The organism is Pseudomonas sp. H3(2019), from assembly GCF_007713465.1.
Classification (GTDB): domain Bacteria; phylum Pseudomonadota; class Gammaproteobacteria; order Pseudomonadales; family Pseudomonadaceae; genus Aquipseudomonas.
Window position 1 is genome coordinate 14,069 of sequence record NZ_VMSG01000007.1, and the last position, 23,120, is coordinate 37,188.

Below are 23,120 nucleotides of genomic sequence, written 5' to 3' on the forward strand. Positions count from 1 at the left end.
AAGGCAGCAGGTCTGTTAAGAAAGCAGATTTTGGATAGAGCCAAGCAGGGCGCTGAGGGCAGAGGTTGACGCTGGGCGTAGCATCAGTTTGAAGGGGAGCAGACCATGCTGCCCTCCGAGCTGCAGCCAGAGAAGCTCGCAGTGATAGAAATCAGGACACCCAGGACTCAACGGTCTCTGCGCCGTAATCCGATTTCCATTCCTTCAGTGTCTTGTGGTTCCCGCCCTTGGTTTCTACCCGCTCGCCGGTGTGGTTTTTTTTGCAGACTTTGAGCTGGCGAGGCTTACGTGTAGCTTTCTCCACAACTGGGGCAGAGCGGCGTGAAGCAGGCGGATCCAGCAGGTCAATCACATTGCGCAGGCCGTAGCCGTACTCGCCGAGCAAATTGCGGAGTTTGGTCTCAAACTCAATCTCTTTTGAGGCCGTCGTCATTCTTAATGCTTTCCAGCTCGGCGAGCTGCTGGGCCAATTGTTGTTCGAGGTTTCTAAATTCTGCGAGAGGGGACATGTCTCACCTCAACAAGAAAAAAGCAGTGTACATAAGGATGACCTAGATTTCCTTCGACTCTGAAGAACAGGGGGGCTCAGCGCTTACACTGATAGCTAATCTCATCACCAATCGACTCTTGTCGGTACTTATCGACCAGTGCCTCAGTCAGTTGAACCTGCTCAAGAATTGATTTCGCATGAGGTAGGAAGGCACGGCCGGCAGGCGTTAGCCTTTGACTGCGGGTGGTACGCTCCAGCAGACAATTGCCCAGATGCGCCTCAAGCTCGCGCACGAGCTTAGCTACCGCCTGAGGGGTACAGCCGAGCGGCGCGGCTGCGGCAATGAAGGATTCGAGTTCGACCGTTTTAACGAACGTCAGCATGCTGGTTAGACGATCTATTTTCCTAACCTTGAGCAGTTTCTGTATCTGGCGAGCTCGCTTGGTCACCGCTAGGTGGAGCATCGACAGATTGAGGCCTTAAGATTTTTCGCCAATCCAATGTTTCGTCACCCGTGAATAACTTCTCGATGGTAAGCAGGCCTGCATGACCAGGAAAGTTGCTGACTGCAGAGCTAAGTAGTGCGCGGCTTTGCTCGACGTTAGCCAATTTTCGATAGCGCTCGGCGAGAGTGAGACTGATGGCTGCCTCGAAAAGTCTTGGCACTCGCAGACCACTTGGCTTCGATCTTTTTTTGAAGAAGTCGTCGTGGGCTTGGTGGTGAACCTGAAGATCCCAATGTTCGGCAGGGTCGATAGCGTAAGAGAGCAGCACAAGCGCTTCACCTGACGGCGTTTCCAAGTACTTCTGCATCGTCTGGTGTACCGCCTCGTAGTAGGGAGTGCGGCATTCTTCGGGAACGTTAATGTTGAATAGAATATGCAGGGCTGCCATCGCTGGGAGATCGTTCTTCGAGGCTTGCGGTATGAGGCGTTCGATCTCCAGCAGCACTGGACGTAGGTCGGTAAGCTGGGCTCCTTCACTACGTGTTTCGATGGCGGCTAACTGCACAATGAATCCCTCAAGGCGTTTACGCGACTCACTGGCAGATCCTAAAGGATTTGCAACCCAGTACTCTGGTGCCAGCGGCATCACAACTACACCAGCTCGCTCCAGGCGGTAGTCATAGATTTCCCGATCAAGCTTGGTGCTTTGATTAATGAAGGATCTGATGACATGGCGGGTCAGACGGGCTAGACCTTGGAAGGTCAGAGTGGGCTGCCGGTCAACATAACTGACCTCTGCATGGCCATGAGGGAGTGTGAGTTCGTCGGGCAGTTCAAGCACCTGGTGGACGTACTTTGATCGCAAAAAGTAAGCCTGCCGCAAAGCCTCCACAAGGTCGCATTGAGCAATAGCATAACCTACCAATGCGTCACCCGTTCTGTAATAGCTTTCGTCAACATGGCTCAAGACGAACTCTCGATACCGGCGGCCGAGAGCAAGATGTTCCGTCGTCAATATTGCAGCCCTGACCTCCAGTCCCACCTCCGATTCAACGCATTCAAGCGCTTCGTCAATGGGGACGCGTTTGCGCACGTCCACGTCCTCCCATGTCGAGCTGTAGCCATCAAAATCCTGTGCGAGGGATTCTATGGCTGAGACCATCAAGGTGTAAGCAAGGCCTAGATCGTCTCGGATCCGATGGATGCCGGCCACATAGGTCTTGATTGCTCTCATCGCGCCTAGGTAGACCCGGCGTTTAACGCCCACCAGCTGTTCACAAAAGTCGACCAGCTCCTGCGCGTCTAAGTCCGTGATATAGAGCTCAGGGTCAAAGCAGCGTCGAATGAACTGTGAAGGTGGATGATATGAGCTAAGCCCAGGCTCTCCATTAGTCAGTTGAGCAGTGAGCTCTGGATCGGGCGTGACGATCGCATTGAGCGCGAACGAGGCCACGGCTGAAAAGTCTTGTATGTAGGGCTGGACGTTGTGGGAAACCAGTATTCCCGAAGCTTCACCGGCCTGCTCCATATTCTCCAGCAGCTCATACACCAAGGCTTGGCTTCCCTTCCTACCGTCGGTGCTGCGCAGCGTCCCAGCTTTAGTGACGATGTCGTCACGCCAAGGAAGCTTCAAATTTGTGTAGAGCACACCGCGTAGCTGGTTGGTTCTTCCAATGCCCATCGAAAACAGCTTACCGGTGTTGATCTGCAGCATCGAAAGCTCCTAGCAATCCTATGAGGGGCAGTCAGCCCCGGCTCACGCTGATCATACCCTGGCCTCGCGTGTTGGGCTTTGTTTCGATCTGAATACCAGTCCTGTCCGGTTACGCGCATTTATTCGAGCGGTGCGCTTTGGAAGAATGCAATACATGCATCCGTACCTCTGGCCTCCTACGTATTAACGCGGGTGAGCGGGCGGACAGGACTTCCAGAGCAACCGCAAGATGACTGCCAAGGTATTGAGGCAACTGATCGACAAGACTGACATCCCGTGCGTGACCACTCAGATGGGTAAGTCGTAGTGGACGAGCTTCACACTCGCTTCTTGGGTAATGCCGCACTGTCTGCAGGCGACTTCGTTCACCGCGCGGTGGAGGCCGGGGATTTAATCGTCAACATCGGCCACGACGTGATCGAGAAGCCACCGTTCTCCATGATGCGCGGCGGTACTGAGGTCGTTCATGTCAGCTTTCGCTCTGCCGAAGTCGATGCCGTGTACTTTCCCCAGATTGAGGTGGTGGGCGACATCGCCAACGCGGTATGGCAAATCAGCGAAGCGCTGGACGATACATCCCCTTGGGACTTCACCTGCTTGATTACCATTCGTGAGGCCAACGAAGCCCAGATTGTCGAAGGTGCGGACGATGATTGCTACCCTGTCTACCCACAGCGGCTGGTAGCCCACATCCGAAAGGTAGTCATCTCGCTAGGCCAGTAACCCCGCTTGATCAAAAAAGGAAGCGGCCTCGGGGTTGCTTCCTTTTTTGCGTTGAGATCACAAGCTCTGCTCTTCGATCGATTCGGAGGCTGGCCAAGTGCTACTTCTTGGTTGAATTTGAGTATAATCCCCGCCTCTATCGCTGGCTCGTCCAACTGCCACTGAGCCAGACGCATAGCGGTAGCCCTCCGTGATGCAGCGCCGCCGCTTGGCGCTATGAAATTCGATTAAGGATGATTCGATGTACGTAGGTTTTGAGTTAAATAGTTATGAACGTCTGACCGAGCCGTATCAATTTGAAATTGAGAATTTTCGCCGGCAAGCGAAGGGGCGTTACGATGGACTATCCGAATACCTGATTGGTGTATTTAAAAATAAGGACGTCATTGATGCTCAGGCAATAGCTGAGCACATTTTTCCTGATCAGGATGCTGATGTATTCTTGTCTCATTCTCATGGTGATGAGGATAAGGCGATAGAGTTGGCAGTGTCACTGCAAAACAAGGGTTTAAAGGTATTTGTTGACTCTTGCGTCTGGAGGCATTTTCACGAACTACTTGATGACCTCAATCAACACTATGCCGAACCTGTGGTTGATGGAAAGCGAACGGTTTATAGTTATCGTAAGGCAACAGACATGGCGGCGGGGGTGCATATGATGCTGAACGGTGCTCTTCATAAAATGATCGCTCGATCTGAGCTCTTTATTTTTTTGGACACCGAACAGTCAATCCCCCTTGAGGACTATGAGAGCTATGATAGAACGTTTTCTCCGTGGATTTACTCTGAACTGGAATTTAGCTCCCGCGTGAGATATACCACGCCAGAGCGACGCTTCACTCTTTCAGCTGAGTCAGTCAACGGCCTTGAGCATCTCATAAAATCAAGCGCGTCGGCAAAAAAGGATGTTCTGCTCGCATATAAAGCGTTCAATCGCCATCTACCTAAAGTCACAGGAGCTGAACTCCAAAATTGGTATGATCAGCGTGACGTCCAAGTTGAAGAATTGACACGTGCCGAGACGACACTGAATGCCCTGTACGATACGTTAGCCTTGGAAGAGAGGTTTAATGACTTAAAATACAGGATGAAAGAGGAAGAGCAAGCTAGCCGTGAACAGTAAATCTTGCCATAGGCTGGGTGAACGCCGCTCGAGTCACTACGGAGATCGAAATGTCGTATTTCACACAAGCAGAAGCACGGAAGGTCGGACAGCAGGCTCTACGTGGCGGCCGTAGTGCCATTGATGCAATTAAGAATGCCCAGAAGAACTACAAGGTAACGGAACGATTCGACATCTTCCTCTCCCACGCTATGGTGGATGCGGAGCTTGTCCTTGGGATCAAAATTCTGCTGGAGGAGGAAGGTAAGAAGGTCTATGTTGACTGGATTGATGACCAGGCTCTGGATCGCAATCGCGTTACGGCCGACACCGCCGAAGTCCTGCGCCACCGCATGCGGCAGTGTGAAAGCCTTCTCTACCTCGCCACTGAGAACGCTCCTAAATCCAAGTGGATGCCATGGGAACTCGGATACTTCGATGGTTACAAGAATGGCAGTGTATCTGTTCTACCAGTAATTGACGAATCGGACTCCCCCTTTGAAGGCCAGGAGTACCTGGGACTTTATCCAGTTGTCACAAAAGAGATGGTCATACAGAGCAACACGAGGCCTGCCTTAGGTCGCGGAATTCGCCGTCCTTACGGCTCACCTTTAGACGTTGGATTTCCGTTTTCACCTGAATTGCCAGACTTGCCTAACTTTCCCTTTGGAGGGCCCAAGATTTTCTGAGGGAGCTGGTGGGCAGTCGAGCTCGCTAGAGGCTGCAATCAGCAGCCTCTAGCTGGCAACCAGGTAAACAGCGGAAGCACAAACTCGCCGAGCTCCTCCATGGTTTCTTTCACAGGCCGGCTCGACACCCGCATGTTTAAGGCGACATGCGAAAAGCCATCGCGCAGAGGGAGCACGATACCTGCGGTACTGATCGCAATGTATCGCGTCGCCGCGGCAAGCCAGCCGGCATAGACACAGGATCATAGATCTGGCCCACATCGCCGAAAGCAGGATCCCGGAAGGGCACATCTCTGAGCCAAAGCGCCGCAAACCGAGCTCATCAGCCAGTGTGGCCAGCGCAGTGAGGTTTCGCATCGTCGGGGTGTCGCTGCGCGGGTAGCCTTCAAGGGGGGGTAAGCAAGCCCAAGGTCAGCTCACCTGGCTTGAATACCTTGTCGAATACGCTAGCTGCCGGCGTAGCCGCGAAATTTGAATAGTCGAGCATGGGCTTACGTCTTGAATGTGTTCAGCGCAACCCGCTTACGTTTTTTCAAGGGTATCGATCGTTTGGGATTGTGCTGCCAAGCTGCCGAACGAGTTACTGGCGTCCACATACCTCAACGCAGATTTCATATCCCGCCATCCTACATAGCTCATCAGGCCTTTGATGTCCCAGCCGTTCGCCGATGCCCAGGTTGCAAAACCCCTGCGCATCGAGTGGCTGCTGTAGGTCGAGGCAGGGATGCCCGCAGCTTCCAGAATTCGTCGCAGTAGAGGAATCATGCTACTGGCCCTGAAGCCTGTATCAGAAAGGTTTCCCCAGCGATCAAGCTTGCGGAACACAGGCCCATCCGCAATGCCTGCAACGGTGATCCAGTTGATATAAGCCTCAACTGGGCAGAGCTGCTTCAGCGCCGGCGTATGGAAGGTGCTGCCATGATGTTCGCGATCGGTCTTGGAATAGGGCAAGTAGAACGTGATCCCCACGCCGGCTTCTGCCTGGGTCGTCTCGACTCGCAGCCTTGCCAGCTCATCGCTACGAAAGCCCCGCCAAAAGCCAATAAGCAGTAATGCGGTATCGCGACGGTGCCGCATCAGGCTGCGGTAATCACCTGCCTCAACTGCCAGGCCGGCTTGCTTATCCAGCCAGTTAACCGCTTTCTGCAGATGGCGCAGTTGCAGGGGAGCGGCCTGCTTCTGCTGCGCAGGATGAACGACGCGAATACCTTTGAGCATCTGCCGAACCTGAGGCGACTTGGTCGGGTCGGGGAAGCCTTGTGTGATGTGCCATTGAGCCAGGGCGGCAAGTCGCTGCCTCAACGTGCTGAGCGCGAGCGTCTCCGCATACTCCGCCAGATAACGAACGATCCCCTCGGATGTTGCCGGCAGAAAGCCGCTCCACGTTGATTCGTAGTGCTCTACCGCTGCTCTATAGCTTTTGCGGGTGTTATCCCGCGTACCCGCCGTCAGGTATCGCTGAGCCTTGTCCATCTGTCATACCTGCCATTCGCACCCCGCCTAGGCACGATTCTGAGCTATTTCATCCAATAAGAACACATAACTATCCATTATTTACTCTTGAATTTTAGATTTATGTTGATCATAAGATGAGCTAAGATGTCATGTATGAACGTGTTATGTAACACGATTACGAAATCGTAGGAGAGACCATGGCCCGCGGCGGCATTAACAAGGCTCTAGTGCAGAAGGCGCGCGCTGCGCTGCTTGCCCGCGGGGTAAATCCAAGCATCGACGCAGTGCGCGTCGAACTTGGCAATACAGGGTCGAAAACCACTATTTCGCGGTATATGCAGGAGCTGGAGTCCACAGATGTGCGCCCCCAGTCTCATCCAGACCGTCTGAGTGACGAGCTATCTGCAATGGTCAGCCAGCTCCTAAAACGCGTGCTGGAGGAGGGCAATGTGGCCCTGGCGCAGGAGAGGCTGATTCATGAGCAGAGCATCGCCGCCACAGATCAGCGTGTTAGCGAGTTGGAAGCTGAGCTCAAGAAAACCAGGCAGGTCGTAGCTAGCCGAGACGTGGCATTGGCGGCCCAGGCTGAAGAATTAAAAACGTCCCAGTCTTCACTCCAAGCGGAAATCACACGAAACGCTCGTATCAGTCAAAGCTGCGCCGATCTGGAGCTGCGGATACAAGAGAAGGATGAGCAGATACGGTCACTGGAGGAAAAGCACGCACATGCCCGTGATGCGATGGAGCATTACCGCTCTGCGATCAAGGAGCAGCGCGAACAGGATCAGCGCCGTCATGAAACCCAGCTACAGCAATTGCAGCATGAGACCCTGCAACTCCAGCAGACCCTGATGGTTCGCCAAGACGAGCTCACTCGGCTCAATCGTGACAATGAGCGTCTTCTTGGCGAGGCGCGCCAGCAAAGCAAGCTGGCGCTGCAAAGCCAAGATGCGATCAAGCAGCTGGAAGGGGGTCTGGGGCTGGCGAATATGGCTACAGCCAGGGCTGAGGGTGCGAAGGAAATGCTCCAGGAGCAGTTCACGGCCGTGAGACGTAGCAACGAAATGCTGTCAACCGAGGTCACCGAGCTTCGAGCCAATGCTGTGGTACTTGGCGAGGAATTGTCTGAGGCTAATAAGGCACTGGAGACTTACCGCAGTCAGGAGGCTAACGTGGCCACACGTCCCGAGCGACCTCAAGGTGAGTCGGGCAGAGAGGGTGATGATTCGGTTTGATTCTGCTGGCGCCTTAATCGCTCGGCGACCGAGAAGACGTTGTCTGCTGGATCCGGACGCTCGCTCTCATAGCTATTGCGCGCCAGGGCTGCAAATGACTCCTCTACGGCCTTTTCTTTTGGATTTCGATCGAGAAAGGATTTCATAGCTCTCGCGCTCACAGGAGTTAATAAACAGCTAATTACATCCTGGCCATCTTGGGTGGGTCACAAACTGTTTCGAAGAGGTAATCAAGTGTGCGCTGAGCAACCTCGCTTGCAAGCGGAGCTGCGGATCCGCGCAGCACCTGGCTCACCTCCCCAACGGCGAGGTCAGCACCATGGTGGCGGTGCTGATTATGCCTGGGGTCGATTATCCGGCAATGGATCACTATGAGCCATCCATACGGGGCTGTTCATGAGGAAGCGAAAATACCTAGAGACTCACGTCGCCGCCGGTATTCACTCGCTAAGTTGAACTGGCTATAGAGCGAGTCCAGTGCAGCTTCACCTTGTACTTTCGTAGGCAGGCTAGTGATCCAACCGTGCAGACGATCGCCCGGAACGGGAGGCAAGTGCTCGTTAAACGCCCTGAAGGCCATAAGGTGCTGCATGCTCTCAAGGCTCATGTTGTTGAACCCTTTGACGTTGTCCAACGTAGCGCCCTGTAGCCTATCTCGAATTCGTTTCGGAGTGGCATGCTGAACCTGAAAGCTGAATTGCAGCTCCGAGAACAACCAAGGAGACAAGGTTCTGGCCTTGTCACCGAAACTCAAGGGAACAGATTTTTCCGATCGGACGAACACGAACATTTCGGCTTGTGCAATGGTGCGGTGAAGGGCTCCCGCCAGCATCATATGAACATCCGCATGGACGCGACTGACGTGTTCTTCCGTTGTTTCTTCATCCAACGGGCGTGTCTGGGAGATGATTTTTCGCACCAATTGACCGTAGAAGCCCCAGACAGTCGAGTCTACGAAGACTTTCAGCCCGTGCTTTTCAAGCGCCAGCGCTAGATCGACAGCGTTACGCTGATCGGCGTGCGAGTGGGAGAGAAAAACGTCGTAGTGCGCTTCAGGGAAGATGGTAGAAGCCAGCGCCTCAGCGTCCAGAACGCTAGAGCGATTGTAGGTTCCCACGATGAAACCTGCGAGATCATCGATCCGCTTCTCAGCGTCGCGAAGATACAAGTGCGCATAGAAATCAAGGAAATAGCTGACCGGTTGGTACTGTTCGACTTCGAAACCTAGGTACATCAGAGAATCCCTATTCTGAAAACAGAGGCGCCATTCGGCGCCTCGCCGGTGTTACGCCTTGCCTGCCGCCTTCGCAGCAGCTTCGACCCACGTGCCTAGATTTTCACGCCCGTTATCTTTGTACCAAAGGTAATGAGTTTTACCAGGAACACGCAGGCTGCAGCACGTCGTCGTCTTCCCGTTGAGATCGGAAATTTGGCTGATGTCGATGGTCAGGATGCCATTGCCACGCGCGATGCTCTGATCGATCTCGTACTTCACATACTTGCTCTCGTTCGTGGTTGCCCCGACGAGAACAACAGTAACGCTCGTGCCGTGAAGCTGATCATCAATCCATTTCCTGATAGCGGCCTCACCCTTACGTTCGACCTCCTCGAAGTCAGCCTTGTCGATGAAACCCACCTTTTGATCCGAGGCGATGACGTTGCTGTTACGCACGTTCATCGCGCGATGCACGTCCTCGTACTGAAAGCTGAAAAATACCTTTCTTGCCATGACGATCTTCCTTTAGATGAGTGGCAGCAGGTTTGGGATGACGACTTGCGCCCGCGTCAGGTTGGTACCTGCCGCGCCAAGTTCCTGCAGCAGTGGGGTGAATTTCTTGCCGTGTTCATACCTCGTCTCTTTATCGACTGCTATCACCTTTCCTCTTGCGCTACCGGACTTTGAGCTAGAGGTTCCGTACCCACGTGCCATTGCCTCTGGTATCAAAGAGCGCAAGGCCATAGCCGTGTTTGTCGAAATCAATTTTGTTGTAAAGGCTCAGGTACTCGTTGCCATGAAAGTGGCCCTGATTGTCCGAGGTAGGAATGATGGCGATGCGGTCATGGGCATTTTTCCCGTCAGCGAAACCGATTTCCCAAGGGCACCATCTCGACGCCATGGAGTTCTGGGTCGCCAAGAAGAGAAACCAGTCAGCTCGAACGATTGCGACCTTGATGTTAAACGCGGTTTCACCGTCCGGGATCGCAGGCATCGTGTTGTCCTGCCAATCGATGTAAACGTCCCATCCCGCTTTTTTGAGCATTTCCTGTAGTCCCAAGGCAAGCTGTGCGTCCTGATGGCTGTGGCTCAGGAATGCAGTAGGTTGCCCAGGACGCCGACTGGAGTAGGCTTGGGCAGAGCGACTAAAACTTGTATTGCGCAAATCTGACTGGCGAATCGGCATAAGGCTTCCCTTGCGTTGGCCAGCAAAATGCCATCTTTCTGAAGTTACCTCAAGCATGCGTAGTGGCTGGGTCAGCACTTGAGTAGGCTGAAACATGCAACTAAGCACAGAGGAAAGCCATGTGCTTCGCGGGTTGGCGGCCAGACCACCAGTTGCGGTGATAATCGCCCTGCGACCAAAGTATTAGACCCCACTATCCGCTAGCCTGGTGGGGTCACGAATGCATTCCCCGAACTGATGAACGTAGGCTACATTGCCTACCGTATATCTTTGTCATTTCAACAATCTACCGCCCACGACCACCCATTCTGAAAGGACTCACATGTACCTGCGTAGGCTAGACGTCAGCGGTTTTAAGTGTTTCGGTGAGCCGTTCACCATCGAATTCAACGACGGGTTAAACGTCCTAGTTGGCGAAAACGGCGCAGGGAAGACAGGCGTTATCAGCGCCGTAAGGCAGCTGTTCAACGACTCTGAGTCTGGCAAACGGATGATCAGTGAGCGTGACTTCCATCGCGGCTTTGACGCCGGCGCTGTCGCATCGGAGCAAATCCACATCCAGGCCACTTTTAGCGATCTGGATGCGAATGATGCGGTGGCTTTCGAGGATTGGTGTGGACACCACGACGAAGCGAAGCTGACATTCGAAGCCCGGAACCAGGAGTCCAGGGGGCGTTTCAAGCATCACTCGTACGGTGGTCACGAATATACCAACCCACTACAAACCGAGACACTTGACCTCATACACTGTATCTACCTGCCACCGCTGCGTGACGCTGAAACCAAGCTGAGAGAGGGGCGACAGTCTAGGCTAGCTCGCCTGCTCAAAGCCCTGTGTCGCAAGGATCTGGACGCTGCCCGCAAATCGCAAGAACTTCACCCCTTGGAAAAGCGAGTAGGGGAGTTCAACCGTGAGCTTGCTGAGAGCGACGAATTTGCCATCAAACTTGCCAACCAGCGCATCGGAGAAAGCCTGAAGGCTGCCCTGGGCCTGCACCTGTCCCAGGGAACGGTAATACAGTTCTCGGAGGTGAGCTTCTCGCGAATCGTGGAAGGGTTGCGATTGCTCTACTTCCCGGATCTCACTCAGGTGGATCCTGCACAGTTCCGCTCGCTTGAGGAAAACAGCCTCGGCTACAACAACCTCCTGTACATCGCATCGATTCTGGCAGAGCTGATCCTTGAAGAGGACGAGAGGCAGGGCGAAAAGACCTTCCTGCGGCTGCTACTGATCGAGGAGCCGGAGGCACATTTGCATCCGCAGCTCCAACTGCGCCTGCTTCGACATCTCAAAACCGTCGCAGAGAGACGGGGCATCCAGGTCATCATCACCACCCATTCGACCGTGCTTTCGGCCGCCGTCTCCGTCAATCACATACTCCACATTTCCAACGAGGGCAGACCTCGGGCAGTGTCGCTGCAGGGCTGTGGCCTGCCCGATCCCAGTCGGCGCTTTGTCGATCGGTGGCTGGATGCAACCAAGTCGAATCTGCTGTTCTCCAAAGGCGCGATTCTGGTTGAGGGCATTGCCGAGGCGATTGTCGTGCCAGAGCTCGCACGCTTCGTTCTGCGCCAATACGGCGAAGGCAAGGACTCACTGGACGATTACGGTGTCTCCGTGATCAACCTCGGCGGCATCTATTTCAAGCATTTCATGCAGCTCTTCTGTGACGTCACTGGTGAGCAGCCTGGCGAGAACGTGCCAATCAGGTGTGCCGGACTGACAGACAATGATCCTCCCAAATCCATTGTGTCCATCGATGATGGCAAAGGTGGGAAAAAGGATGTTCCCTACCAGCCTCATGCCGATGATTACCAGCTCGGTGAGAATCCTGCGCTAGGGCTCCAAGCCGTCATCAACGAGTCCGAATTCGGCCGTCTGTTTGCCGGTAAATACAAAACGTTTGAGTACGACATTGCCCTGGAGGGCAACAACCTCCAATGGATGATGCCCGTTGCAGCCAACCTGTGGCCGGTTGCGGACGGGCCAGTGGTCAGGGCGCTCAACAGTGACGCCGAACTTGATTTCAATTCAATGAAGCCAGAAACGAAAGCACCGTATGCGCACGCGCTACTGGGTCGGATTGACACGGACGAAATCGGCAAGGGTGTCTACGCGCAAGCCTTTGCCGACAAGCTTGAAACCCTCGAAGGCGAGTTCGTAGTACCGGATTACATTCGCCAGGCTGTTCTCTGGGTTTGCGGCCTGCAGGAAAGGGTGGAGTAATGACTGTGATCGATGACGGGGGACAGTCCGCAGTTGCTGATGAGTTGAATTTTACGCGCGAGCAACTGGATTACCTTGATGCCCCTCTAGATCGACACGCGTACCTGAAGGCGTGTCCCGGAAGCGGTAAGACCGAGGTGGTTGCTGCCATGGTGTCCAAGGTCGTGAGCGAATGGTCTCACTTCCCCTCGGGTATCGCGGTGCTGACCTTTTCGAACAGTGCAACGGACGAGCTCAAAGCTAGGGTACACAAGCATCTACGCGAGCCCATTGGCTACCCGCATATCATTTCCACCTTCGATAGCTTCGTCTTCACCCGGCTCGTAGGGAAGATCGCACGCGACCTCACTGGCTACAAAGGGAAGGAGGGGGATTACCGGATCCGTATTCTTGAAAAGTCAGCGAAGATTATCCCTACGCGCAACCCTATTTGCGGTCGACGAATCCCTGCGTGCCGGTACAACTATGACCTGGATTCAGCTCGGTTTGTTTTCTCAACCGGGGAGCGAGCGCTGGATCAGCAGCTCAATGGCGTCAACATCGACGAACCTACCCGTAAAGACCTCATAGCTACCAAGAGAAGGCTATGGGAGGCAGGCTTCGCAACCTACGGTGATATCGACATGCTCGCCCTGATGGCGCTGAGGGAGGGCAAGTACGACGCCTATTTCACCCGGGTAGCCCGCAGGTTCCCGTTGGTGATAGTGGATGAATGCCAGGATCTCTCAGAGGAGCAGCTCAGGATCGTCGAAAAGCTCCACGATCGAGGGGTGAAATTTCATTTTGTCGGGGATCTTAATCAGTCGATTTATGGCTTTCGGAGATCAAACCCGGAAAGGGTCGAGAAGCTGATGGCCAGGCTCGACTTTAAGCCGTACGAACTTACAGCGAATTGGCGAAGCGGGCAGGCGATCGTTGACTTATGCAGCAACCTACTTGGGATCGGCCGAATCAAAGGCAACCCTAAGATAGCCTCAATACCCCCGCAAATTCTCGAATACCAGCAATGTCCGTCGGAGCTGCTGCCCACCATTCGCGACCTGACCCGGCAGTACCAGAGAGTCGTGCTGGTTGCCCGCGGGCATAACACCCTCCAGCGTTTACGCAGTGGCGATGCCTTCGAAGGTATCGAGGTACTTGCAGTCTCGTTCATTAGCGCCAGCACCGGATCACTCAAGGACATTAAGGAGAGCCTTCGGACGTTCGCCAAATGGCTGACCGGAAAACTGGAGATGCAGGTAAGCCGGGCAGGGCCTTATTGCCCCGTCGCAATGGAGTCCAAGCTGGCGTGGCGGCAGTTCATCTACGAAAGCCTCAAGTTCATGGCTGCCAATGGAGCAGCCGATCCGGCAATGACATGGTCTGCCTGGGCACGGAATGCCAAGCTTGCGCTGCGCCAGTTACCTGATCAGGCATTCGTGCCCGCAGAGATTCGCGAGGATCTGGAAGGCCTACGTGAGCTGAATATAAGTGCCCGGGCCGGAGAGGGGCAAAACCAGGTCTCAGTTCGCCTTATGAGTCACGAACGCCAGGAGTACCACCCGGACAGCCTACGTTACGAGACCATCCACCAGGTGAAAGGCGAAACTCACGATGTCACGGTGCTCGTTTCATCACAGCAGCCAGGTGTTCATCTCTCGCATTGGCGTGACTGGTTACGCGATCGCAGTACGGAGGCCGCGCGGTTCGCCTACGTTGCCAGTTCGCGGCCACAACACAGATTATTCTGGGCTGTGAAAAAACTAAAACCCAAGGAATGGGAAGCGCTGACACAAATGGGGTTTGAGCTCCCGTAGCCGGAGCGACTGCCGCTCAGGAAGGAATGGGTTCGCAAGCTTAGACCAGATAACAGATGGAGTACAAATATGCTCCAGCGTCTCGAAGCAAGGGATCACCCCAGAGGGGGCGATCCTTCCAGTCACTAACATGAGGAGATAACAATGGCGGACGGTGAGCAGCAGCACCACACCCGTTGGACTGATGATGATGTCCTGACTCCCTCCTTCTATCTCGCTCGACGCCCCAACGAGAATGGTTTCTCGGCCAACCTCTATCTCCAAATCTTCGAGCAGGTGGAAACAGGGTCATGGCGATCCCTGCCGGAGGATCAATGGCATCTGTTGGCCTCCATTGATCCTGGCTGGATCACCATGTACCCGATTTACACGAATCCGCATACTCAGCGCTACCGAAGCCCCAGGCACGGCAACGTACACTGCATCATCTATGAGGCCAGTCATGCTCATAATGTCCCAGATAATATTGATGATGCCCTGCTTCATATCGATCTTAACCTCCCTGGCAAGCTGTTCAACTCATGTGATGAAGGCTTAGGACTAGTAAAGCAACTAGCTCCATTGTGGCGGGGCTTGAGGTTGATTCCCCGCGCCCACACCCTTGTTATTTGCAGTGATGGGGACACATCTGAGGAAGGGGGGGCCGTATTTGTGCGGGAGACCGAGGTCGATCAGTGCCGAAGGGCGTGCATGAGGATCTCCAGGGCCAAGCGCAGAAGTGAAACCTCGGCTCAGCTGCACTGGGTCATGCAGGAGGTCTTCGCTGGCCTTGTCCCTAATCTGATCTTCACCGGCCAGCGTATCGAATCACCGAGCAAAGGAGCCGGGGCGGTTAAAAGCGCTGTGACGTACGCTGCAAGGCAGGAGCGTCGTAGCCAGCTCAACCAGGTCAAGAACAGCGTAGGATTGCTGGCGCAAGAGGCGCCTCGGGAGCTGTATGAGCTGCATGCCGAGATTGAGCGGGTAACCTTGGCCAAGATGATCGAGCGGTATCAGCAAATGCTTGGGCAAGAATTGCCCGAGAGCCACTGGCAGCGTTTCTTCGAAGACAACATGTTCATCCTGAGCATGGTGTTCGCACGCCCTGTTTCGCTTTTGCACACGCAATTTCATGCCCGCGGATCCATGATTCACGGTGCTGGCGCTCACATTGGTGACCTGCTAATAGCGCAAGGCCGTGAACTGGCGATTGTGGAAATCAAAAAGCCGTCAACGCCGCTCATGCAAAGCAGGCCATACCGCAACCAGGACGTTTACGGGCCGCATCTGCAGCTCAGCGGCGCCATCACCCAAGTGCTGCACCAACAGGGCCTCATGCGCTCGAATTGGCTCTCACACCTTCAAGATAGGGCCATGCGCGATCTGCATCCAGACACCGCCAGGTGCGTCGTGATTGCTGGCACCAAACCCACTGAGGAAAGTCGCCGTCACAGCTTTGAGCTGTTCCGCAATGCTTGTAAGGATGTGGAAGTGGTGACATTCGATGAGCTGCTGGGCAAGCTGCAACTGCTCGCTGAGCACCTTGTACCTGCGGGGCCCAAACCAGTCCCAGATGTGTTTTGAACGGGAGCAGGGCTGAGTGCTAACGCCCGGCCCGGGGGCTCAACGCGACGCAGTCCTTTGTACGAACTCATCCATATAGGATCGAACTGAAGGGCGAATCGATGCGCAGGCGTGTGACGAAATTGACGGCGGAAGGGACTTCAGACTAACAATGCAAACCTGCGTCGCTGCGCGACGACTGCCTGTCCGAATGAGCGTGGAACGAGTGTCCGGATGACGTGGAATCCGCAGTTTATCTGGCAGGTATCTACAGCTCCCCCCAGGTTGGTGCTCTCGCTGACAAATACGGCCGCCGCCCCACTTTCGTCGTCTCGATTCTCGTCATGGCAGAAGGGCTATTGCTGACCATGGCGCCGCCAGTCGCGATCATTCTGCCTGGAATGGTGCTGTCACGTTTGGATTCTTCGGCTCCCACTCGGTTGCGAGCAGTTGGATTGGACGTCGGACGGTACGCGCGAATGGTCAGGCCTCACCCCTCTACTTCTTCTCTTACTACGCCGGATCCAGCGTAGTCGGCACCCTGGGCGGTTTTGCTTACCACGCGGGTGGATGGAATGGGGTAGTCCTGTACATAGGGGGGTTCCTATTGCTCGCCATGCTTGTGGCCATGAAGCTCCGGAAGTTGCCGGCCACTTCAACTGATTTGAGCTAGACCGTTTCCATGGTCGGGGCGTACCAGTCCTTCCAATTCAACTTATGACTACCTAGCCACCTGGGATGGTTCGATGAAGGAATAGACTGAACTGGTTAGGAGTACTTATGTACCCCATCGCCAGCACTGGCTGATAATGATCCAGGTTCCCCAAATCCGAGGAAGGCGATATTATTACGCCATCAAACAAGGACGCGACGAGGATTTATCCTCTCGAAAGCAGGGCACGACTGGAGCCTCAGCATGGATCAGCGGAACCACCAATTTTCGATACAGCTAACCAATGGGTTCATCCTGAGTGAGATGCTAGGGGTGGCTTCGTTGCGCCTGAAATTTTATGAGAAAAATTTCTTCTGAACCTCTTAGGAACATCGCATGAGTGAGCGTCAACAGGAATACGCCTTTCACCCCGCTGATTTAGTCGAATATGTGAAGGATAAGCCTATCGGTGCAGCACGCGCTGCATTGACCATGGTGCTGGAGGAAACCGATGTTTATCCAGACGTTATAATCGGTGAACTCTCAGACAACATGGAGTTTAATCAGCGCCTCCTGAAGCAACTTTCTGACGCCTTAAGGAATAACCCAAAAAAGGTTGTCAGCGGTATGTCGAATCGTATAAAGGGTGTTCAATTTGAGCGCGAACTCGGATTATGAATTTCCTTACCTATTTCGTGGGTTCTAGATTATTTGCGGAGGAATGTAGCCAATGTCTATAGGTGAAAACTCCATCGAGCTTCCACCGGAACCGGAGTTCATGCTAACAGCTCTCGACGCTCAGAAGGGAGAACCAATTCAACCCTTAGATCGTCTACTGATTATGTCAGCAGACGAGTGGGAGGTTTTTACCTTAGAGCTGGTCTATCACCTAGGTAAAGACTATGAGGTTGTTACACGCTGCGCTGGCGCGGGGGACAAAGGCCGTGACATCATCGGTCGATTTTCGACTGGCTGGGATAACTACCAGTGCAAGCATTATGGCGACAAACTAAACGTCGCCGATGTTGTGGCTGAACTTGGCAAGTTGGTATATTACAGCTGGAAAGGCGATTACATGCTTCCACGTGAGTATCGCTTCGTAACGCCGAAGGGGTGCAGCTCTGACTGCATTGACATGTTTGCCAACAAATCTCGCATCAAAATAGAGCTCATCAGTCGATGGGATAAAGCCTGCCGAGACAAAATTACCAAGACTCAGTCAATCCCTCTAGAGGGGGAGCTGCTGGATTACATCAACGGAATTGACTTCTCGTTTGTCGATGAAATGTCCTCACTTGACCTCGTGGAGAGGCACTCCAAAACACCTTATCACTCGATGCGCTTTGGTACTTACCATTTAAAGCGCCCTCTGGTTAAAAAGTCCGCCCCGGAAGCGGTCGGCGACAATGAAAGAGTCTACATTGAAGCTCTGTTACACGCATTTTCTGATGTGACGGGCACCAAATACACACTAGCAAACATTAAGGGGGTTGAATACAAAGAAGACCTAGATCGAGCAAGAATAAACTTTTTCAGCGCTGAGTCTCTGGAAATATTCTCGCGCGACGCATTTCCTACCGGGTGCTATGAAGATCTCAAAGATGAATGCTACGAAGGCATTCACAGTGTTATCCGTCAAAAGCACGATCACGGTTATGATAGGTTCCTCGCTGTGAGTTCACAGGCCGCCAGCCTTCCCTACAGCGCTCATCCATTGTTCCACTACATTCAGGCTTCCGACCGAAAAGGCCTGTGTCACCAGCTAGTGAATGATCAGAAGTTTAAGTGGATCAAGAGATAGATTATGAATTCAAAGGATTTGTTTAATAGTCCCGTAGAAAATGGTGCAAGGATCGTTATCCTGCTTGCTGGACTTAATCGTGAGATCGATTTAGACGAACTTATATTTCTGGATTACGCGGCGATTTATAGCGATGACTTCCAGGGCGGCCCAAGCTTGCACCCAATGCTCATGAATCGTCTTGCCGAGCTTGTCCGCAGGCGAGAGGTGTTTCCCGGCGCTATGAAGCTTTTCACGTCAAAAGGGATGATCACCTCCAATGTGAATGAGCAGGGGGTTCGCTATCGTATTACACCAGCGGGACGCGATTTCGCCGAAATGCTATCTACTGATTACCATACAGATTTTCGGCGGCGTGTGTCATGGGTAAGTAACAACATCGACTATCTCACCACCCAACGCCGCACCATCTACAAAGTTGACAGGGCAATCTAATGTTTATTGAGAGTGTTGTCGTTAGCGGCCCTGATCTTCCAGACGCTGCAGTTTACTTTACCAAGGGCGCCAACGTTGTACAGGGCGGTTCTGACACCGGAAAGTCCTACATCGTTCAATGTATTAAGTTTGCGCTCGGGTCGTCGAAGCCCCCAAAACCGATAGAGGTCTCAAAAGGCTACACCACCGTTAGGGTGAAATTCGAGAACGACGACGCAAGCACGTTCACCATCGAAAGACCGCTTGCAGAAAACTCTAAGGCAACACTGATTGACGAACAGGGCAGGGTTTCAGTCCTGGGCACCAAGCACAGTGCCAATAACAAATCGACGCTCTCTAGCCATTTCCTGGACAAGCTAGGACTGGATGGGAAGCTGTTGCTTCTGGGCTCTGAATCGCTGAGAAGCGGCGCTTTCTCTCTTCGTGACCTTGAGAAAGTTTTCCTGATCGATGAGTCGAGGATTGTCGCCGAATACTCTCCACTGGGTACTGGCCAGGTCATGGAAAAGACCAAAGAAAATTCGATTTTGAAGCTGCTGCTAACAGGTCGGGATGATTCAGCAGTTAAGTCAGCCAAAAAAGACTTGGAGTCAAAAGGGGCCCTGAAGCACAAGGTCACGGCTGTCGAAGAAATCATCAGCAAGTTTTACCCAGGCGAGGATGCCTCCCAACTTCTTCAGCTCCAGAAGTTGAATTCGTTTAACCATCAGGTCGCCGGCCGATTGGAGCAGGCAGAGGCAGACCTGAAAAGCGCGTTCCAGTCAAGTAAAGGCCTGTTCCAACAAAAGGCCCTCCATACCTCCGAACTGGAGCTCGTCGACGTTAAGATAGCTGAAGACAAAGCCCTTCTTGGTCGATTCGACATGCTTGGCAAAAAGTATGAATCTGACCGCCAACGCCTTCTCGGAATCGAACAGGCAGCGGTTCTTCTGGATGCATCCGACTCAATGCTTTGCCCAACCTGTGGCAATCACTTCGACTCTGAGTCTTGCACGGCCAATGTTGAAGACATCAAGAAGGGCGTTACCTTTGAGCTGAACCGTATTTCCCAGAACATCCAGGAGCTTGGGGAAGCCCAAGGCGCCTTATCAGCCGCCATAGAGAAAAATACTTCCAGTGCGCTGGCGATCAAGGCAGCCATTGCAGTGTTGGAGAAGCAGATCGCCGCAGAGCTTGAAGAGTCGGTGCAGGCAGTCAGCGACCTTAAAGAGCTCTCATCGAGTATCAGATTCGACCTATCCACCATCGATCAACGAGTCGCTGATAAAGCCAAGCTCAGCGACGAACTGAAACGGCTAGGGGCTTTACTGCTCGAAGAGCAAGCAGGCTACACAGCAGAAAGCTTTGAAGAGGCTGTGACACCTTTGGTGGCGGAAATTCAGTCTATCTTGGAGCGCTGGGGTTTCCCTGGCTACCTCCCAGTCGACTTCGATTTCAAGGCAAGAGACATCACTATCGGTGGCAGCGCCCGTGGTAATTTCGGGAAGGGCTATCGCGCCGTCGCCTTCTCTGCATTCGTGCTGGGCTTGATGAACCTGCTAAAGCTTTCAGGACGCCATCCTGGTTTCGTCGTGTTGGACTCGCCGCTGACTACCTACAAGGAAGGGGATGACCAGCCTGAAGATGAGGCCGATGCCATCACCGGCGACCTGATTTATGGATTCTATCGAGACATTGCAGATAGCTTTAGGGACTCGCAGATCATCATCTTCGAGAACAAAGAGCCGGATCCGTCTGTGATCCCGATGCTCAATTACCAGCATTTCACGAAAAATCGGAACAACGGTCGATATGGTTTCTTCACATTGAGGGACTAAGCACCTTGCTCCCGTAGTGATTGATCACCACGATGCAACGTGGTGGTTGATCCAGGGGCCGAGCAGGCAGACGTCAAGCGGCGCCACCTCTGCCGTCTTCGCGAAATAAGCACAGGGTGGTGTCTTCATGTAGGGGGAATACCTGGATTCCCCATTAAACAGCGTCCTTTCCTTCGCTTTTCAGCCACAGGGTGATCCTTAGCGATCAGCCGTGACGTTTGAAGCGGGGAGGGAAGCCGCAGAATACCGTCCCACTGTATTCTTGAGTCAGTACCCAGCTTGCAGTGCCCGCTGCCCCTTGTTCGCAAACTTCCTTCCTGGATCATCACTCCCTCAACCTACTGCTGCCGCGAATCCTTGAACTGCGACCAAGTGACGTCATAGCGCGTGTGGTAGCCGTGAGAGCGCAATCTACTGAAGGTTTCGGAGTAGGGCGTGAAGTAGTACACCAGCTCCTGGTGATGAGCTTGGTGAACACCGATCCGATAGCCGATATAGGAGCCAAGTACCAATGTACCTTGGTGCGAGTCCAGCTTAGAAATTCTCCTTCTCGTCAGGTCGCTCAAGGAGACCGCATGTATAAGAACGTGAGTTTTACGGCTCGCGAGCTATTCGATCGAGCCTGGTCTACACCGGTTCTGAGGCTGGCGCGGGAGATTGGTGTTTCAGATGTCGCGCTGAGCAAGGCATGCAGGAAGGCTGGCATTTCACTGCCGGCTCGTGGACATTGGGCCAAGCCCGCCGAGAACCGCCCCAGCAAGCCCGCTCCGCCGAACTCTACCGAGCTGATTACGTTTCGCGTATTGGACAGGACGATGCTACCTCCAGCGCCGCCCAAACCACCCAGCACTCCCAAGCTAGAGAAACTCAGTGTGCCGGACAAGTTAATAGACCCCCACCCGCTGGTGCGTAAATGGCTCCAGGCGGTCAGGGCTGCGAAGGATGTTGAAGGACGGGTGGAGCTACGGCGCGAGCGGGTGTTGTATACCCGTATTTCGCGTGACATGGTCGATCGCGCTGCATTGCTTCTGGACGCCTTGATAAAAGACAGCTCAAAACGCGGATGCATTTGGGCGGTGGATGATCACAACCGAACCACGGTAACGTTCGACGGGGAGATGGTTTACGTGACCCTGCGAGAGCGTATTGCAAAAGCAGTGAAACCTCCCCCACCCCCAGAGCCCCAGCCCAAGCGGCGCCGGATGCGTGAGCCGGTGATGTGGTTGGGGCGACGGGAAATCTACGTCTATAGCTCGACTGGAGAATTGACGCTGATTGCTCAAGAAAAGCCAGACGTAGGGTCGCAGAGGAGCTGGACAGACAGTAAGACGGGCCACCTGGAAGACAAACTTCATCAGTTCTGCACAGGTCTCGCCAAAGTAATAGAGCGGATGAGGGCGTATCGGGCGAGCATGGAGGAGTGGCGCCGTCAGCGTGAGAGTGAAGAAGCCATTCGACGCCAAGCCATCATGAAAGCAGAGCACCAGCGAGCGCTGCAGCTGCGTTTAGTGGAGAACATGGAGAAGTGGGAGCAAGCGGTACGCCTGAGAAGGTTCATTGATGCCGTAGCAGCTGGCATTGGCGAGGTCAGCGAGGAGGAGGGGCGTCATGTGAAGGCGTGGGTGGAGTGGGCGAGGGAGCACGTCGATGTACTCGACCCTCTGGGCAAAGACGCCACCACCTCGCTTGACTGAGCAACCCAGAGGGCCGCTGCTCTTTTGAAAGAGCGCTCATAGGTGGCGCCCTCAGGCGGCCGAGCTTGCTCCGCGCCTGGTTAGGATGATTGTCGGAATGGCAAGTCAGATTGACTGTAAACCACTTTTTCACACTGTAAACCAAGCTGGTTAACAGTATAGAAAGCAGGTTTACAGGTCTACGATTGGCTTCGGTTCACGGGTGGCTTGGCTGGCCGGCTAGCATCGCCTATCTGCGAAAGAGCTCCAGTACCGACTCATCGCAATCCGCAGCATCTGGTCGCAAAGCAGTCGACGACAATCAATGCTAGGCACAACCTCATGCCACGAGCTGAGATACAGCCAGAAAGAAGCGATCTTGCACGGCTCGTGCCGGCGAAGGGCAAACACCGATGTTCAAACTCAGGTCGGCGCTGCTACAACACCCGCTAGCGCAGCCTCAGCCGGTCTCCCATGGCCGACTACGCGACGCCCAACAGCTTTTCCAGCTGCGCATGTTCCCAGGTGCTCAGCAGCTCTACAGGATCAGTGCTGTACGACTGCATCGAGTCGAAAACGTAGGCTCGCCCCTCTGGGCTGTAACAGCTGTCGCAATAGTCAAGCGTGTCGCAGTCGTTATAGAACGTGAGCACCCAGCCATCGGCCTCGACTGTCATCAAACCGCAGTAGATTTCAGCCCACGACTGCTGACCTAGTCGTCTTATGCTACGAACCCCGAGAGCGATGTCCCGCAGGATCTGATAAGCCTCGCGGGCTGTCAGTGGTTTTGCTTCCAAAAGAGCGGTACCTGTATCTGGGTGTTGTCGGTCTATCCGTGTCCGACCTGGGCTGACCGAATGGTAAATGAAACCTTGCGTGTTGAGCGTGTTGCGCGGACATCAATTTGGTAGCCTTCGGCCC

The 23,120-nt window shown here is 53.9% G+C and carries 18 protein-coding genes and 5 pseudogenes; 14 read left to right on the forward strand and 9 right to left on the reverse strand.

Translation table 11 applies throughout. From position 1 onward, the window contains the following. Window positions 1-151: 151 nt before the first annotated feature. The 3 genes and pseudogenes from FPT12_RS09110 to FPT12_RS09120 form a co-directional block, all read right to left on the reverse strand. Window positions 152-509 (reverse strand): annotated as a pseudogene (locus FPT12_RS09110) (histone-like nucleoid-structuring protein, MvaT/MvaU family). 76 nt (window positions 510-585) lie between these two features. Next, complete coding sequence (locus tag FPT12_RS09115; RefSeq protein ID WP_256676673.1) at window positions 586-873, reverse strand: LysR family transcriptional regulator; 288 nt, start codon at window positions 871-873, stop codon at window positions 586-588. Window positions 874-895: 22 nt separating this feature from the next. Beyond that, entirely contained in the window at window positions 896-2,650 is a 1,755-nt protein-coding gene (locus FPT12_RS09120) for a hypothetical protein (protein ID WP_145015880.1), read from the reverse strand. Between the two features lie 217 nt (window positions 2,651-2,867). On the opposite strand from FPT12_RS09120, the pseudogene FPT12_RS09125 reads away from it, so the two are divergent. The 3 genes and pseudogenes from FPT12_RS09125 to FPT12_RS09135 all read left to right on the forward strand — a co-directional run. Continuing rightward, window positions 2,868-3,367, forward strand: a pseudogene (locus FPT12_RS09125) (acetolactate synthase large subunit); the annotation flags it as partial. Window positions 3,368-3,614: 247 nt separating this feature from the next. Beyond that, the gene (locus FPT12_RS09130; RefSeq protein WP_145015882.1) at window positions 3,615-4,496 is read left to right on the forward strand and encodes a toll/interleukin-1 receptor domain-containing protein; all 882 of its coding nucleotides are present in this window, start codon (window positions 3,615-3,617) and stop codon (window positions 4,494-4,496) included. A 50-nt stretch (window positions 4,497-4,546) separates the two neighbouring features. Beyond that, the gene (locus FPT12_RS09135) at window positions 4,547-5,164 is read left to right on the forward strand and encodes a toll/interleukin-1 receptor domain-containing protein (RefSeq protein ID WP_145015884.1); all 618 of its coding nucleotides are present in this window, start codon (window positions 4,547-4,549) and stop codon (window positions 5,162-5,164) included. Between the two features lie 161 nt (window positions 5,165-5,325). On the opposite strand, the pseudogene FPT12_RS28205 reads toward FPT12_RS09135, so the two are convergent. After that, window positions 5,326-5,651, reverse strand: a pseudogene (locus FPT12_RS28205) (LLM class flavin-dependent oxidoreductase); the annotation flags it as partial. A gap of 35 nt (window positions 5,652-5,686) precedes the next feature. Continuing rightward, window positions 5,687-6,637 (reverse strand): site-specific integrase, encoded by a 951-nt coding sequence (locus FPT12_RS09145; RefSeq protein ID WP_145015886.1) that lies wholly within the window; start codon window positions 6,635-6,637, stop codon window positions 5,687-5,689. A 179-nt stretch (window positions 6,638-6,816) separates the two neighbouring features. On the opposite strand from FPT12_RS09145, the gene FPT12_RS09150 reads away from it, so the two are divergent. Further along, window positions 6,817-7,854 (forward strand): DNA-binding protein, encoded by a 1,038-nt coding sequence (locus FPT12_RS09150; protein ID WP_051661077.1) that lies wholly within the window; start codon window positions 6,817-6,819, stop codon window positions 7,852-7,854. Window positions 7,855-8,248: 394 nt separating this feature from the next. On the opposite strand, the gene FPT12_RS09155 is transcribed toward FPT12_RS09150, so the two are convergent. From FPT12_RS09155 to FPT12_RS09165, 3 genes are all read right to left on the reverse strand, one after another. Continuing rightward, the gene (locus FPT12_RS09155; protein ID WP_051661080.1) at window positions 8,249-9,088 is read right to left on the reverse strand and encodes a toll/interleukin-1 receptor domain-containing protein; all 840 of its coding nucleotides are present in this window, start codon (window positions 9,086-9,088) and stop codon (window positions 8,249-8,251) included. 51 nt (window positions 9,089-9,139) lie between these two features. Beyond that, window positions 9,140-9,583, reverse strand: coding sequence for a TIR domain-containing protein (locus tag FPT12_RS09160; protein WP_038450110.1), 444 nt, complete (start codon window positions 9,581-9,583; stop codon window positions 9,140-9,142). A gap of 175 nt (window positions 9,584-9,758) precedes the next feature. Further along, a complete protein-coding gene (locus tag FPT12_RS09165; RefSeq protein ID WP_038450113.1) occupies window positions 9,759-10,256 on the reverse strand; it encodes a toll/interleukin-1 receptor domain-containing protein in 498 nt (165 codons plus the stop codon). A gap of 322 nt (window positions 10,257-10,578) precedes the next feature. Here FPT12_RS09165 and FPT12_RS09170 point away from each other — a divergent pair, with 322 nt between their 5' ends. The 10 genes and pseudogenes from FPT12_RS09170 to FPT12_RS09215 all read left to right on the forward strand — a co-directional run bounded on the left by FPT12_RS09170 (window position 10,579) and on the right by FPT12_RS09215 (window position 22,220). Then, entirely contained in the window at window positions 10,579-12,483 is a 1,905-nt protein-coding gene (locus FPT12_RS09170) for an ATP-dependent endonuclease (RefSeq protein WP_038450116.1), read from the forward strand. 44 nt (window positions 12,484-12,527) lie between these two features. Beyond that, on the forward strand, window positions 12,528-14,279 hold the full coding sequence (locus FPT12_RS09175) for a UvrD-helicase domain-containing protein (RefSeq protein ID WP_145016102.1): 1,752 nt from the start codon (window positions 12,528-12,530) through the stop codon (window positions 14,277-14,279). Between the two features lie 144 nt (window positions 14,280-14,423). Continuing rightward, a complete protein-coding gene (locus tag FPT12_RS09180) occupies window positions 14,424-15,842 on the forward strand; it encodes a Shedu immune nuclease family protein (RefSeq protein ID WP_038450118.1) in 1,419 nt (472 codons plus the stop codon). Window positions 15,843-15,916: 74 nt separating this feature from the next. After that, a pseudogene (locus FPT12_RS28305) lies at window positions 15,917-15,991 on the forward strand (ATP-binding protein); the annotation flags it as partial. A 75-nt stretch (window positions 15,992-16,066) separates the two neighbouring features. Beyond that, window positions 16,067-16,494, forward strand: a pseudogene (locus FPT12_RS27915) (MFS transporter); the annotation flags it as partial. A gap of 375 nt (window positions 16,495-16,869) precedes the next feature. Then, complete coding sequence (locus FPT12_RS09195) at window positions 16,870-17,151, forward strand: hypothetical protein (RefSeq protein WP_038450121.1); 282 nt, start codon at window positions 16,870-16,872, stop codon at window positions 17,149-17,151. A gap of 52 nt (window positions 17,152-17,203) precedes the next feature. Further along, complete coding sequence (locus FPT12_RS09200) at window positions 17,204-18,274, forward strand: ABC-three component system protein (protein ID WP_038450123.1); 1,071 nt, start codon at window positions 17,204-17,206, stop codon at window positions 18,272-18,274. A gap of 3 nt (window positions 18,275-18,277) precedes the next feature. After that, window positions 18,278-18,709, forward strand: coding sequence for an ABC-three component system middle component 2 (locus FPT12_RS09205; protein WP_178098667.1), 432 nt, complete (start codon window positions 18,278-18,280; stop codon window positions 18,707-18,709). Further along, window positions 18,709-20,526 carry an AAA family ATPase gene (locus FPT12_RS09210; RefSeq protein ID WP_038450127.1) on the forward strand — a complete coding sequence of 606 codons (1,818 nt, stop codon included), beginning with the start codon at window positions 18,709-18,711 and terminating at the stop codon, window positions 20,524-20,526. Before FPT12_RS09205 ends, FPT12_RS09210 begins: the two co-directional genes overlap by 1 nt. A gap of 575 nt (window positions 20,527-21,101) precedes the next feature. Beyond that, complete coding sequence (locus tag FPT12_RS09215; RefSeq protein ID WP_051661082.1) at window positions 21,102-22,220, forward strand: hypothetical protein; 1,119 nt, start codon at window positions 21,102-21,104, stop codon at window positions 22,218-22,220. A 461-nt stretch (window positions 22,221-22,681) separates the two neighbouring features. On the opposite strand, the gene FPT12_RS09220 is transcribed toward FPT12_RS09215, so the two are convergent. Beyond that, a complete protein-coding gene (locus tag FPT12_RS09220) occupies window positions 22,682-22,996 on the reverse strand; it encodes a hypothetical protein (RefSeq protein WP_145015890.1) in 315 nt (104 codons plus the stop codon). Window positions 22,997-23,120: the final 124 nt, after the last annotated feature.

Excerpts from the sequence above, each read along its gene's own strand:
- FPT12_RS09205 (WP_178098667.1), top strand. The coding sequence starts at position 18,278 with ATGAATTCAAAGGATTTGTTTAATAGTCCCGTAGAAAATGGTGCAAGG.
- FPT12_RS09170 (WP_038450116.1), top strand. The coding sequence starts at position 10,579 with ATGTACCTGCGTAGGCTAGACGTCAGCGGTTTTAAGTGTTTCGGTGAG.
- FPT12_RS09195 (WP_038450121.1), top strand. The coding sequence starts at position 16,870 with ATGAGTGAGCGTCAACAGGAATACGCCTTTCACCCCGCTGATTTAGTC.
- FPT12_RS09215 (WP_051661082.1), top strand. The coding sequence starts at position 21,102 with ATGTATAAGAACGTGAGTTTTACGGCTCGCGAGCTATTCGATCGAGCC.
- FPT12_RS09210 (WP_038450127.1), top strand. The coding sequence starts at position 18,709 with ATGTTTATTGAGAGTGTTGTCGTTAGCGGCCCTGATCTTCCAGACGCT.
- FPT12_RS09145 (WP_145015886.1), bottom strand. The coding sequence starts at position 6,637 with ATGGACAAGGCTCAGCGATACCTGACGGCGGGTACGCGGGATAACACC.
- FPT12_RS09155 (WP_051661080.1), bottom strand. The coding sequence starts at position 9,088 with ATGTACCTAGGTTTCGAAGTCGAACAGTACCAACCGGTCAGCTATTTC.
- FPT12_RS09120 (WP_145015880.1), bottom strand. The coding sequence starts at position 2,650 with ATGCTGCAGATCAACACCGGTAAGCTGTTTTCGATGGGCATTGGAAGA.
- FPT12_RS09160 (WP_038450110.1), bottom strand. The coding sequence starts at position 9,583 with ATGGCAAGAAAGGTATTTTTCAGCTTTCAGTACGAGGACGTGCATCGC.
- FPT12_RS09135 (WP_145015884.1), top strand. The coding sequence starts at position 4,547 with ATGTCGTATTTCACACAAGCAGAAGCACGGAAGGTCGGACAGCAGGCT.
- FPT12_RS09130 (WP_145015882.1), top strand. The coding sequence starts at position 3,615 with ATGTACGTAGGTTTTGAGTTAAATAGTTATGAACGTCTGACCGAGCCG.
- FPT12_RS09180 (WP_038450118.1), top strand. The coding sequence starts at position 14,424 with ATGGCGGACGGTGAGCAGCAGCACCACACCCGTTGGACTGATGATGAT.
- FPT12_RS09150 (WP_051661077.1), top strand. The coding sequence starts at position 6,817 with ATGGCCCGCGGCGGCATTAACAAGGCTCTAGTGCAGAAGGCGCGCGCT.
- FPT12_RS09115 (WP_256676673.1), bottom strand. The coding sequence starts at position 873 with ATGCTGACGTTCGTTAAAACGGTCGAACTCGAATCCTTCATTGCCGCA.
- FPT12_RS09165 (WP_038450113.1), bottom strand. The coding sequence starts at position 10,256 with ATGCCGATTCGCCAGTCAGATTTGCGCAATACAAGTTTTAGTCGCTCT.
- FPT12_RS09200 (WP_038450123.1), top strand. The coding sequence starts at position 17,204 with ATGTCTATAGGTGAAAACTCCATCGAGCTTCCACCGGAACCGGAGTTC.